The organism is Leifsonia sp. Leaf264, from assembly GCF_001422325.1.
Lineage (GTDB): Bacteria > Actinomycetota > Actinomycetes > Actinomycetales > Microbacteriaceae > Orlajensenia.
Genome location: NZ_LMMR01000001.1, coordinates 600,924 through 613,202, shown reverse-complemented (window position 1 = coordinate 613,202; position 12,279 = coordinate 600,924). Strand labels below are relative to the sequence as shown.

The 12,279-nt window shown below is 70.2% G+C and carries 13 protein-coding genes; 4 read left to right on the top strand and 9 right to left on the bottom strand.

Features of this window, described 5'->3' with window-relative positions; genetic code table 11:
* Positions 1-15: 15 nt before the first annotated feature.
* The 4 genes from ASF30_RS02840 to ASF30_RS02825 are packed head-to-tail and all read right to left on the bottom strand — an operon-like array spanning position 16 to position 3,966.
* The gene (locus ASF30_RS02840; protein ID WP_055901177.1) at positions 16-915 is read right to left on the bottom strand and encodes a hypothetical protein; all 900 of its coding nucleotides are present in this window, start codon (positions 913-915) and stop codon (positions 16-18) included.
* Positions 916-919: 4 nt separating this feature from the next.
* A complete protein-coding gene (locus ASF30_RS02835; RefSeq protein WP_055901174.1) occupies positions 920-2,107 on the bottom strand; it encodes an Mrp/NBP35 family ATP-binding protein in 1,188 nt (395 codons plus the stop codon).
* Positions 2,097-2,633: a DUF1003 domain-containing protein gene (locus ASF30_RS02830; protein ID WP_055901171.1), complete on the bottom strand. Its 537-nt coding sequence runs from the start codon at positions 2,631-2,633 to the stop codon at positions 2,097-2,099. Before ASF30_RS02830 ends, ASF30_RS02835 begins: the two co-directional genes overlap by 11 nt.
* Positions 2,620-3,966 (bottom strand): magnesium transporter MgtE N-terminal domain-containing protein, encoded by a 1,347-nt coding sequence (locus tag ASF30_RS02825; protein ID WP_055901169.1) that lies wholly within the window; start codon positions 3,964-3,966, stop codon positions 2,620-2,622. Before ASF30_RS02825 ends, ASF30_RS02830 begins: the two co-directional genes overlap by 14 nt.
* 93 nt (positions 3,967-4,059) lie before the next feature.
* On the opposite strand from ASF30_RS02825, the gene ASF30_RS02820 reads away from it, so the two are divergent.
* Positions 4,060-4,626, top strand: a complete 567-nt coding sequence (locus tag ASF30_RS02820) for a general stress protein (RefSeq protein WP_200918410.1) — start codon at positions 4,060-4,062, stop codon at positions 4,624-4,626.
* 30 nt (positions 4,627-4,656) lie between these two features.
* On the opposite strand, the gene ASF30_RS02815 is transcribed toward ASF30_RS02820, so the two are convergent.
* Positions 4,657-6,246: an aminopeptidase P family protein gene (locus ASF30_RS02815; protein WP_055901166.1), complete on the bottom strand. Its 1,590-nt coding sequence runs from the start codon at positions 6,244-6,246 to the stop codon at positions 4,657-4,659.
* A 96-nt stretch (positions 6,247-6,342) separates the two neighbouring features.
* Positions 6,343-7,374 (bottom strand): endonuclease/exonuclease/phosphatase family protein, encoded by a 1,032-nt coding sequence (locus ASF30_RS02810; protein WP_055901163.1) that lies wholly within the window; start codon positions 7,372-7,374, stop codon positions 6,343-6,345.
* A gap of 176 nt (positions 7,375-7,550) precedes the next feature.
* Here ASF30_RS02810 and ASF30_RS02805 point away from each other — a divergent pair, with 176 nt between their 5' ends.
* Both ASF30_RS02805 and ASF30_RS02800 read left to right on the top strand, forming a co-directional pair.
* Entirely contained in the window at positions 7,551-8,258 is a 708-nt protein-coding gene (locus ASF30_RS02805; RefSeq protein WP_055902429.1) for a 4a-hydroxytetrahydrobiopterin dehydratase, read from the top strand.
* Between the two features lie 70 nt (positions 8,259-8,328).
* A complete protein-coding gene (locus ASF30_RS02800; protein ID WP_055902427.1) occupies positions 8,329-9,204 on the top strand; it encodes a PHP domain-containing protein in 876 nt (291 codons plus the stop codon).
* A gap of 17 nt (positions 9,205-9,221) precedes the next feature.
* On the opposite strand, the gene ASF30_RS02795 is transcribed toward ASF30_RS02800, so the two are convergent.
* Positions 9,222-10,718 carry a DEAD/DEAH box helicase gene (locus ASF30_RS02795; RefSeq protein WP_055901159.1) on the bottom strand — a complete coding sequence of 499 codons (1,497 nt, stop codon included), beginning with the start codon at positions 10,716-10,718 and terminating at the stop codon, positions 9,222-9,224.
* 209 nt (positions 10,719-10,927) lie between these two features.
* Here ASF30_RS02795 and ASF30_RS02790 point away from each other — a divergent pair, with 209 nt between their 5' ends.
* Entirely contained in the window at positions 10,928-11,641 is a 714-nt protein-coding gene (locus ASF30_RS02790; RefSeq protein WP_055901156.1) for a ferritin-like fold-containing protein, read from the top strand.
* Between the two features lie 69 nt (positions 11,642-11,710).
* Here ASF30_RS02790 and ASF30_RS02785 read toward each other — a convergent pair whose 3' ends face one another.
* Positions 11,711-12,016 (bottom strand): hypothetical protein, encoded by a 306-nt coding sequence (locus ASF30_RS02785; RefSeq protein WP_055901153.1) that lies wholly within the window; start codon positions 12,014-12,016, stop codon positions 11,711-11,713.
* Position 12,017: 1 nt separating this feature from the next.
* Complete coding sequence (locus ASF30_RS02780) at positions 12,018-12,242, bottom strand: DUF3107 domain-containing protein (RefSeq protein ID WP_055819690.1); 225 nt, start codon at positions 12,240-12,242, stop codon at positions 12,018-12,020.
* Positions 12,243-12,279 lie beyond the last annotated feature (37 nt).

The following is a 12,279-nucleotide window of genomic DNA, read 5'->3' as shown; positions in this document are numbered from 1 at the left end:
GCGGGCGAGGGGTCCTCAGTCGCCGCAGACCTCGCTGATGTACGAGTAGACCTGCGCCTTCACCGCGGGCGGCAGGGGCAGCAGGTAGCGCCCCTCGCGGCCCGTCGACGTCGCGGAATCGATCACGAGCACGGTGCCGACCTTGTCGTCCGCGAGGGCGTGCGGGTCGCAGCGGGTGGGTCGCATCGGCAGGGTCACGGGGCGGGGTTCGGATGCCGCATCCACGGTGAATCCGAGGGGCCAGCTGTCGGCGCCATCGGCCGGTGACATGAGCGTCGTCGAGCGGATGCCGTCGAAATCGGCGCTCCCGTCGGCGCCCGTGGGCGTGAAGGTCAGGTCGATGAAGGCCTGCGCTGACGACCCTGTGCCCTCGACACGCAACGCCGTCGGCGGCTCGATCCTCACGACGGCGTCCACGTCCTCGACGAGGCAGCCCTCGCGCAACAGCCTGTCGACGGTGTTGTTGGGGTCTGTCGGCACCAGCGTCAGGGCTGTCGGCGTCGCGCCTGATGCGCCGTCGGTCACGGTGAGCTCGACGGTGCCGATGTCGCCGGTGCCATCGGCGGCGGCGTGGTCGCAGGCGAGGGCGGGGATCGGCGCCCGCAGTGCGATCCGCTGGCCCGGACTCAGGGTCACGGGGTCCCCATCGCGCACGGCGGCATCAGCGAAGCGCGGCGAGCTGAACGAGGCATCGACGATGGTGACGGGGGCCGGCGCCGTGTTCGTGACCTCGATGGAGAACACGCCCCGGGTGTAGTCCGTCCTGCCCTGCACGATGGCGGCCTCGGCGCTGAACGACGGGGTCGAGGGCGATACCGACGGCCCGCTGGTGCAGCCAGTGAGAGCCGATGCGGCCAGCACCGCCGTGCACGCGATGACGCCCGCGACGGCGGAACGAACGCGGACCCGGCCCATGGGTCTACCGCGGCGAGAAGGGCAGTGGACGCCCGGCCAGGTTGCGCGAGCGGGTGGCGAGGGCATCCGCGACGGCCCGGATGGCGACGCTCGCCGGCTCGTCGGGGTGGGCGAGCACGACGGGTTCGCCGGTGTCGCCGCCGCTGCGCAACGCGATGCTCAGCGGAACCTGGGCGAGCAGCGGCACGTCGGCGCCGTCGACGGAGAGTCGACGGGCCACCTCGGCACCGCCGCCGGAACCGAACAGCTCGAGCACGCTGCCGTCGGCCTGGGGGAGTCCTGCCATGTTCTCGATCACGCCGTAGACGTGCTGGCCGGTCTGCCGGGCGACGAGGGCGCTGCGCTCGGCGACGTCCGCGGCCGCCGGCTGCGGGGTCGTCACGACGATCACCTCGGCATGCGGCAGCAGCTGGCCGATCGAGATGGCGACGTCGCCGGTTCCCGGGGGAAGGTCGAGCAGCAGCACGTCGAGGTCGCCGAAGTACACGTCGGTGAGGAACTGCTGGATGGTGCGGTGCAGCATCGGTCCGCGCCAAGCGACGGCGACTCCGGCACCGTTCGCACCGGGCTCCACGAACATGCCGATGGAGATGACCTTCACGCCGTAGGCGACCGGCGGCAGGATCATGTCGCCGACCTGTGTGGGACGGGTGGCACGCTCCGTGCCGGTCGCGGCATCGGTCTCGACGAGACCCAGGATGCCGGGGATCGAGAAGCCGTGGACGTCGGCGTCGACGATGCCCACCCGGAGCCCCGACGCGGCGATGGCGACCGCGAGGTTGGCTGTGAGCGTCGACTTGCCGACTCCGCCTTTACCGCTGGTGACCAGGTAGACCCTGGTCAGGGACTCCGCCGTGAACGGGATGCCGCGCTTGGCCTTGCCTCCACGCAGCTTCTCGGTGAGCGCCGTGCGCTCCTCGCGGGTCATGATCGTGACATCGACGGATGCGAGCCCGGCGCCCACGACACTCTCGGCCGCTGCGAGGGTGTCGCGCTCGATGCGGTCAGCCGCCGGGCAGCCGACGATCGTCAGCTTGATGCCGACGTCGACGCCGCCGTCGGGCCTGGCGAAGACGCCGCCCACCATGTCGAGCTCGGTGATGGGCTTGCGGATCTCCGGATCGATGACGCGGGCCAGTGCGGCTCGCACCCTGGATTCGAGCGCGGCGTCGACGGTCGCGTCAGCGGGCATCCGGCTCGTCGTCCGTGGTGTCGTCGTTGCGCTCGTCCGACCGCTCGTCGATCTGCTCGAGAAGTGCGCGCAGCTCGGAGCGGATGAAGTCCTTCGAGGCCATGTCGCGCATGGCCAGTCGCAGTGCGACGACCTCGCGGGCGAGGTATTCGGTGTCGGCGAGGTTGCGCTCGGCGCGTTGGCGGTCCTGCTCGATCTGCACCCTGTCGCGGTCGTCCTGACGGTTCTGGGCCAACAGGATGAGCGGTGCGGCGTACGAGGCCTGCAGCGAGAGCACGAGAGTGAGGGCGATGAAGCCGTAGTCAGCACGGTCGAACTGCAGGTCGGTGGGGGCGAAGAGGTTCCACACCATCCAGGCGACGACGAAGAGGGAGAGCCCGAGGAGGAACCACGGCGTGCCCATGGCGCGGGCGACGCCCTCGGTGAAGCGACCGAAGCGGTCCTTCGATGCGCGGTTGCGCTTCGCGGAGTTGCGCAGACCCTTGGGAGCGTCGAGACGCTGGTCGGCTCGGCTAGCGCGTGCCATTGGCGTTCCTCCTTCCGTTCTTCTGGGGCTGCCCCTGGATCGGGATGCTGCCTGTCTTCAGCTGGGCTCGTGCGGCCGCGCGTCTCGAGACGTGGTCGTCGTCGGCGTGCGATCGCCAGTCGTCGGGGAGCAGGTAGTCGAGGATGTCGTCAATGGTCACCACCCCTACGAGGCGATGGTTGTCGTCGACAACGGGAACCGAGACGAGGTTGTAGCTCGCCAGGATGCGGGAGACCTCGGCCGCCGACGCATCGACCGTGACGGGATCGAGGCCCTGGTCGAGCAGGGTGCCGAGGCGTTCGTGCGGCGGATAGCGGAGCATCCGCTGGAAGTGCACCATGCCGAGGAAGCGGCCGGTCGGGGGTTCGAACGGCGGCAGGGTGACGCAGACTGCAGCGCCGATGGCCGGGGCGAGCTCGTGGCGACGGATGAGCGCGAGGCCCTCGGCGACGGTCGCGTCAGCCGAGACGATGATCGGCTCGGTGGTCATGAGGCCACCCGCCGTGTCAGGGGCGTAGCTGAGCAGCATCCGCACGTCGTCCGCCTCTTCGGGCTCCATGAGCTCGAGCAGGTGCTCGCCACGTTCCTCCGGCAGCTGGGCGATGAGGTCGGCGGCGTCGTCCGGCTGCATCTGGTCGAGGACGTCGGCGGCGCGGTCGTCGTCGAGGCGGCCGATGATCTCGACCTGGTCGCTCTCGGGCATCTCCTCGAGCACGTCGGCGAGCCTGTCGTCCGAGAGCTCCTCCGCGACCTCGTGACGCCGTTCCTGCGGCAGGTCGAGCAGGGTGTTCGCGAGGTCGGCCGGCTTCATCTCCGAGTAGGTGGCGATGAGCTGCTCGGCCGACTGCGCCTCTCCGACGATGGCGCTCTCACGCACCTCGCGCCAGCTGACGAACGCCGTCGTGCCCTTGGCGAAGGGCGATCCGCCGGTCTTCGGACGGCGCACGAAGAGCTGGCTGACCTGCCACTCTCCGGGGGCGGCCTCCTCGATGGCGACGTCCTCGACGATGGCCTCGCCCGAGTCGTCGGCGAACAGCACGCGGCGGCCGAGCATCTCGGCGATCACGCGCACCTCGCCGCCGCGCTGCTCGAAGCGTCGCACGTTGATGAGGCCCGTCGTGATGATCTGGCCAGCACTGATGCTGGTGACGCGGCCGATCGACACGAAGACCCGGCGCTTGCCCGGGATCTCCACGATCAGACCGACGACGGATGGCGCGTCTGCGCGTCGATAGACCACGAGGACGTCGCGCACCTTGCCGACCCTGTCGCCTGCGGGGTCGAAGACGGCGCACCCGGCGAGCCGGGCGACGAACACTCTCGTGGCACTCACGAGACAAATCTATGCCCTCGACGACCGGCCGGCTGCCGCCGCCGTCGCCGATGCCCCTGCTGCAGCGATCCGGTGCGTGGGAGAATCGTGGGCATGAGCACTCAGAACCCCTTCGCCGGTCGCCGACCCACCGCATCGCCGGTGCTGCCGCGCGGCGAGGTCGTGGCGACGTACGAGACCTACGCCGAGGCCCAGAACGCCGTGGCAGCTCTGGCCCGCGCCGACTTCCCGGTCACATCGCTCTCCATCGTCGGCAACGACCTCAAGACCGTCGAGAACGTCACCGGACGCATGACCTACGCCAGGGCGGCCCTCGCCGGTGCGGCATCCGGAGCCTGGCTCGGTGTGTTCTTCGGACTGCTGTTGTTCATCTTCGTCGCCACGGGGGTCGACTTCGCCCTGGTGCTCGCCGCCGTGCTCATCGGAGCCGGATTCGGCATGCTGTTCGGCATCGTGACCTTCAGCGTGAACCGCCGGCGCCGCGACTTCACCTCGACCATGCAGGTGATCGCCTCGAACTACCAGGTCATCGTCGACGGCGCACTCGTGAACCGGGCCCGCAACGTGCTGGCCGGGGTGGTCGAGGAGGCCGAGCCCGAGTTCTCACTGGGAGACGCCATCCCGATCGATCCGGGCCCCGAGGAGCCTCGCGCCTCCTAGCGCCGACCGGTCAGCCGCGCTGCCGACCGGTCAGCCGCGCTTCGCAGCCATCCACGCCTCGACCTCGTCGGCCGTGCGGGGGATGCCGGCCGAGAGGTTCTCGGCTCCGTCGGCCGTGACGAGGATGTCGTCCTCGATGCGCACGCCGATGCCGCGGAACTCCGCGGGAACGGTGAGGTCGTCGCTCTGGAAGTAGAGGCCGGGCTCGATGGTGAACACCATGCCCTCCTCGACCACGCCGTCCTTGTACATCTCACGTCGGGCCTGCGCGCAGTCGTGGACGTCGATGCCGAGGTGGTGGCTGGTGCCGTGCACCATGTAGCGGCGGTGGTGCTCATTGTCGGGCTGCAGGGCCTCCTCGGCGCTCACCGGCAGGAAGCCCCACTCGGCCGTGCGCTTCGCGATGACTTCCATGGCTGCGGCGTGCACGTCGCGGAACACGATTCCGGGGCGCACGATGGCGAAGGCCGCATCCGCCGCCTCCCGCACGGCCTCGTAGACCAGGCGCTGCTCGGCGCTGAACTCACCGTTGATCGGCAGCGTGCGCGTGATGTCGGCCGTGTAGAGGCTGTCGACCTCGACGCCGGCGTCGATGAGGATGAGCTCGCCCGGCTTCACGGCGCCATCATTGCGGGTCCAGTGCAGGATGGTCGCGTGGGCTCCGGATGCCGCGATGGTGTCGTAGCCGACGGTGTTGCCGTCGAGCCTGGCGCGGGTGTTGAAGACGCCCTCGACCACTCGCTCACCCCGCGCCTCGGCCGTCGCCCGCTCGAACGAGCCGAGCACGTCCTCGAAGCCGCGCTGCGTCGCGTCGACGGCGAGGCGCATCTGCTCGATCTCGTAGGAGTCCTTCACCAGGCGCATCTCGCTGAGCACCTCGGCGAACTTCGCGTCGGGGGCGTGCTCGGATCCGACCTCGATGCTGAAGGCGCTGTCCGAGGCGTTGGTCGACAGCGCCTGTTCGGCGGCGAAGCGCAGGCGCGCGTCGTCCACGTGGTCGGCGATGGCGGCATCCGCTTCGCGCATGACGAGGGTGGCCGTGTCGACGGAACGGATGACGGCGTCGAAGCCGGCGATGCCCGCGGTGGTGACGGCCAGGTCGCCGGCGACCTGGGCGAGCGACGGGCGCGGGCCGATCCAGAACTCGCCGATCTCGGGGTTGGCGTAGAACTCGTCGGAATCGCGTCCGGCGCGCTCGCGGAAGTAGAGGGTGACGTCGTGACCCTCGACTGTCGGCTCGAAGACCAGCACGCTTCCGGGCTCGGAGTCGGAGCCCCAGCCGGTGAGGTACGAGAACGCCGAGTGAGCGCGGAAGGCGTAGTCGGTGTCGTTCGAGCGCTGCTTCGGGCTGCCGGCCGGAACGATCAGGCGCTGCCCCGGGAAGGCCGCCGAGACGCGGGCGCGGCGTTCAGCGGCGAACGCGGCCTGCTCACGGGCTGCCGGCACGGTCTCGTCGCGTTCGGCCCACTGGCCGCCGATGTAGGCCTTGAAACCCTCGGACCCTGGCGTGGTGGAGCGATTCGTCGTGGCGCGAGGCGCTTCAGTGGTCGCCTCGGGCGCATCGGCGTGCGCGGACGTGTCGGGGCGGGCGGATACAGAGGTGTCGGTGCTCGTGGCCATGCGTCCATTCTCGCACCGCCGACTGGGTGCGGGCCAAGGCCGTCTCCGTCCGGGATGGGCGCTGGCCAGAGCCGGGCGCAGGCGAATCGGTACGAGTCAGGAGCGCGTGAGTGTTGACACGATGGGCCGGTGATCGCTGCCCAGCGAGTCCAGGCTGGTGATGACCTCGAAGGAGGTGGCCGTCCAGCCGTCGGTCGTCATGACGTGGTCGATGGGGGCGCCGAGCAGCAACGGGATGTCGCTCGGCCAGGTGCCGAGAGCGGCGGCGCCGTTCGCGGCGGCGGCGTCGCGGCACGCGCCGAGGTCGCCGCCATCCGTTCCGCGTCCGATCATGTGGTCGATGGTGGCGTTGAAGTCGCCCGCCATGATCACATCGCTGCCCGCGGCGCACTGCGCGGCGAGCCAGTCGAGGTCACTGCGCCAGTTGGTCATCTCGCCGCGGAGTGGTGACACGGCGTGCACGGCCACGATCGTGGGCCCGTCTCCGGAGTCCGGCGTGGCGACGACGGTCGGGGACACGTTGGTGTTGCCGGGAGGACCGGTGCCGCCGGCCGATTCCACGCTGTACTCGCCGAGGTCCGGGCTGATGAGCACGGCGGTGGAGCGGGCCTCGTAGATCTCGCTGAACGAGAGGCCGAGCGCCCACATCGGGCTGCCGCCGTCGCGCATGAGCTCGGCCACCTCGGTGGCGAAGGCGTCCGTCGTCTCGGGGAGCGACACGATGTCGGCACCGCGATCGAGGGCGAGCCGGGCCACCTCGTCAGCGCCGGGGGAGCCGCCGAGGGTGTTCCAGCTGAGAACCGTGATGGTCTGCGCCTTCGTGCTCGGGGCGGCGGATGCCGGTGCCTGGCTGAGACCGCGGACCCCGAGGATGGCGGCATTGGCCACGGCGAAGACGAGCAGCACGACGCCCAGCATCACGGCGATGCGCCGGAGCGGGCGCAGCAGGGCGAGCAGCGACAGCACGACCACGCCGACGACGGCGCCGATGGCCAGCAGCGCGCGGAACGCCACGAGCTGGGCGATGACGATCTGGTCCTGCAGGCCGAACACGGCCGGCCACACCAGGATGAGCGCGACCAGGGCGGCGATGAGAGCGACGACGGGGGCGACGAGACGGGCGACCATGGCCCGTTCACCCTAGGCGAGAAGGCTGAGCGGATGCCCGCGCGACGCGCAGGGTCGTCGCCCCGCTCACCATCGCGGCAGACGATGCCGTTGCTGCGTGGTCCCCCGTTCGGGGGAGTATCCTCGTTCGCGTCAACGGACGTTCACTCGGGTAGGAAGGGGCCACGGACATGGACATGGACATGTTGTCGCGTGGGGAGATCGCCGAGGCCGGCCTGACCGACTGGCGCAAGCTGGCCCAAGGGCTGCATGCCCGCTACCTGGTCGACGACTTCGGCACCGGCGCACGATTCGTTGTCGCGGTGGGCGAGGCGGGCGATGCTGTCGGACATCACCCGAGCGTGTCGATCGGCGCCGGGTACGTCGACCTCAAGCTGGTCAGCGCCGACGCCATCTACAGGGACGACGAGGGCACTGAACACGTCGTCGAGTGGGTGACCCGTCTAGACGTCGACCTCGCACGACGGATCACGCAGATCGCCGCCGAGCACGGCGTGCCCGCCGACCCGGCCTCCGTCAGCGTCGTCGAGCTCGGCCTCGACACCGGGCGCTCCGCGACCATCGCCCCGGTGTGGGCCGCCCTGCTGACCGGCGACGCCGAGGCCCAGGGCCACGGGTCTCCCAGCGACGAGATCCGGGACCCGACGGGGCGCGTGCCGAACCTGTGGTTCGGCGACGCCGACGAGCTCCAGACCGAGGGCCAGCGGTTCCACCTCGAGGTCTACGTGGCGCCCGAGGTGGCCGCGCAACGAATCGCGGCCGCCGTCGCAGCCGGCGGTACCGTCGTCGACGACAGCGACGCGCCATCGCTCACAGTGATCGCCGACCACGACGGCAACACTGGGGTCATCTGCGTTGCCGCGTCGCCCGAGTCGACGTCCTGAGCGCCGAGACTGCGACGGCCGGATGCCGGAAGAGATCGGCGACACCGCAGCCCGGACCTAGCATGGGGTGATGCAGCGCTTCCGGGGTCCGATCGACCTGCACGCCCACTCGAGCGTGTCGGACGGGACCGAGTCGCCGACGCAGCTCGTGCGTCAGGCGGCAGAGGCCGGTCTCGGCACCGTGGCGATCACCGACCACGATGCGACCGCGGGCTGGAGCGCCGCCGCCGAGGAGGCCCGTCGCGTCGGCATCACGCTCATCCCGGGGATGGAGCTCTCGACGCAGGTGCAGTTCGCGAGCGTGCACATGCTGGCCTACCTCTTCGATCCGGCCAACGAGGCCCTTCAGATCGAGACGGCGCGCATCCGTGCCGCCAGGCTGACCCGGGCCGAGGAGATCGTGCGCCGCATCTCCCGCGACTACGACCTCACCTGGGACGACGTGCTCGCGCAGACGACGCCTGACGCCACGGTGGGCCGACCGCACATCGCCGACGCCCTCGTCGCGCGCGGTCACGCCCCGAACCGCTCGGACGCCTTCGCGGGCATCCTGCACTGGCGCCGCGGCTACACGCAGCCGCACTACGCGCCCGACCCGCGGGAGGGCGTGCGACTCGTGCGCGAGGCCGGGGGAGTGCCGGTGCTGGCCCATCCCGGTACGCGAGGGGCCGAGGCCGTGATCCCGGCGGAGCGGCTGCGCGTGCTGGTCGACGACGGGCTGTTCGGCCTCGAGATCGACCACCGCGAGAACCTGCCCGACGCGAAACGGCGTCTGCGCGAGCTCGCTGCGCGATTCGGGCTCGAGATCACCGGGTCGAGCGACTGGCACGGTTCGGGCAAGCCCAACCGGCTCGGCGAGAACACGACGTCGCCGGAGGTGCTCGAGAAGCTCATCGCCGAGGCGACCGGGTCGGCGCCGGTGTATCCGGAGATCACCGGCCGCTGAGGCCGAACGCAGGCGCGTTACTGCGGGGCCGACGTCGGGCGCGGGCCGCGACGACGACGACGGCGCGGTGCGCTGTTGCCGTCGTGGTGCTCGTGACCCTGACCGTCGTGGGTGCCCGCTGCGACATTCGTGTCGACGGATGCGGCATCCGTCGTCGCCTCAGACGACTCCGAGGCCGGGGCCGTGGTCGATGCGCCCGGGCCCGACGTGCCCTGACCGCCGCGTGTGCGACGTCGGTTGCGGTTGCTCGAGCCTTCGGAGGAACCGGAGCCCTGACGGCCCGATCCTCGGTTCTCGGCGGCGGCACGGGGCGCCGTCTCCTTGACCGGAGTCGCCTTCAGACGGCCCTTCGACCCGGCGGGGATGTCGAGGTCGCTGTAGAGGTGCGGCGACGAGGAGTAGGTCTCGACGGGCTCGGGCTGGTTCATCTCGAGCGCGCGGTTGATGAGCGCCCACTTGTGCATGTCGTCCCAGTCGACGAAGGTGACGGCGATGCCCGTCTTGCCTGCGCGGCCGGTGCGGCCGGCGCGGTGCAGGTAGGTGTCGTGGTCGTCGGGCACGGTGTGGTTGATCACGTGCGTGACGTCGTTGACGTCGATGCCGCGGGCGGCGACATCCGTGGCGATGAGCACGTCCTTCTTGCCGGCCTTGAAGGCCGCCATGGCGCGCTCGCGCTGGTCCTGGTTGAGGTCGCCGTGCACGGCGGCGGCGTTGAAGCCGCGGTCGTTGAGCTCCTCGACGAGCTTGGCTGCTGCGCGCTTGGTGCGGGTGAAGATGACGGTCTTGCCGCGGCCGTCGGCCTGCAGGATGCGCGAGACGACCTCGTCCTTGTCGAGCGAGTGCGCGCGGTAGACGACGTGCTTGATGTTGGCCTGCGTGAGGCCCTCGTCGGGGTCTGTCGCACGGATGTGGATGGGCTTCGACATGAAGCGGCGGGCCAGAGCCACGATCGGGCCGGGCATCGTGGCCGAGAACAGCATGGTGTGGCGGGTGGGCGGAGTCTTGGCGAACAGCTTCTCGATGTCGGCGAGGAAGCCGAGGTCGAGCATCTTGTCGGCCTCGTCAAGCACCATCTCGGTCACGTTGCCGAGGTTGAGCAGGCGCTGCTGCGCGAGGTCGAGGAGACGGCCCGGGGTTCCGACGACGATCTGGGCGCCGGCCTTGAGCTGCTCGACCTGACCCTCGTACGCCTTGCCGCCGTAGATGGCGACGACGGAGGTGGCGCGGTTGCTGGTGGCCAACTCGAGGTCCTCGGCGACCTGCACGCACAGCTCACGCGTCGGGACGACGACGAGGACCTGTACGCCGGGCTCGGGGTTCAGGCCGATGCGCTGGATGATGGGGAGTCCGAAGCCGAGGGTCTTGCCCGTTCCGGTCTTCGCCTGACCGATGATGTCCTGGCCGCTGAGGCCGAGGGGGATGGTCTGCTCCTGGATGGGGAAGGGCTCGATGATGCCCTTGGTTGCGAGGGCGTCGACCATGTCCTGGTCGATCTGGAGATCTGCGAAAGTCACGTGTGCCTGTCAGTACTTGAAGAGGAATGCGCCGGTTTCGTGAGAGGCGCACGGTTGGGGTCCGATGCCCGCAACGCGACCAGTCTATCCGGGCGGCCTGAGCGGGCGGCTCCGGACGCTCCGGAGCACGCGGCACGGATGCAGATGACAGCGAGCCGCGGCTGCCGGCGGCGGTCGGCATCCGCCCCACGCTCTAGGCTGTCAGCGTGATGAAGTGGTTCCCGCAGGCTCGACGGCGCACTGAGGCGCCTCGCCGGCAGCCCCGTGCGTCCGCCGTCGCGACGACGAAGGTCGAGTTCGGCGAGCTGACCCCGGAGACCCTCCCGTTCCTCGGCCAGGCGGCCTACATCCAGCTCGAGCTGTTCGAGAACCTGGCGCGCGCCATGGCGACGGCACCGACGCTCGCGGCGAAGGCCGAGCTCAGCACGGCCGCACGTTTCACCCTCCGCAAGCACCACAGGCTCGCCGAGGAGATCCGCGCCCTCGATGAGGAGCCGGCCGTGGTCATGGCGCCGTTCGCGCCGGCCATCGACGCGTTCCGTGCGGCCACGACGGGATCGACCTGGCCCGAGCTCATGATCACGAACCTGATCACGGCGGGCATGCTCGACGACTTCTTCATCAGCCTGTCCGGGGCTCTGCCCGACGGCATCGGCGGGCGGGTCGCCGCGATCCTGTCGCGTCGACCGCGCACGGATGTCGTCGCCGATTCCCTCGCAGCGGCCATAGCCGCGGATCCCCAGCTGGCGTCGCCGCTGGCGATGTGGGGGCGCCGCCTGGTGGGCGACACCCTGCTCGTCGCCCGCTCCGCGCTGCGGGACGCGAATGCGCGCGGACCGGTCGACGCGAGCATCGAGCCCGTGTTCACCGAGCTGATCGCAGCTCACACGCGGCGGATGGACAGCCTCGGCCTGACGGCCTGACGGCCTGACGGCCTGACGGCACTGACGGCCTGACGGCACTGACGGCCTGTCCGCGAGCGCGTCAGCGCGTCAGTGGGCGACCGCGGCGGTGCCGGTGAGCTTCGTCAGCAGTGCGGCATCCGTCTGCACGCGGTGTCGTCCGATCAGCAGGTCGAAGGCGACCACCGCGACAGCGGCGGCTCCGAGGCTCGCCCACCAGATCCAGCCGCCGTCCCATGCCCAACCGAGCCAGGTCAGTGCGACCCAGACGACCATGGCGACGACGGCGCCGACAGCCGGGACGAGCACGGCTCCGTGCTCATCCCGGTGCGGAAGCGAATAGCGTGCGATGGCGCCGAGGATGGCTCCGCCGAGGAAGACGAAGAGCAGCTCCATGTCAGCCGACGAATCCGATGCGGCGGGCCTCGTCGCTTCCGAGTTCGACGTAGGCGATGGTCGCCGTCGGGACGATGTACGTGGTGCCCTTGGAATCGAGCAGCTTCAGGTAGCCGGTCTTCTCTGCGAGAGCGGATGCGACCGCCGATTCGAGCTCGGCAGCCGGCTGGCTGGTCTCGAAGCTGATCTCACGCGGGGAGTTCTGGATGCCGATGCGGATTTCCACCTGTATGCGCCTTTCGTTGCGTCTTCGCTCAGGTTAC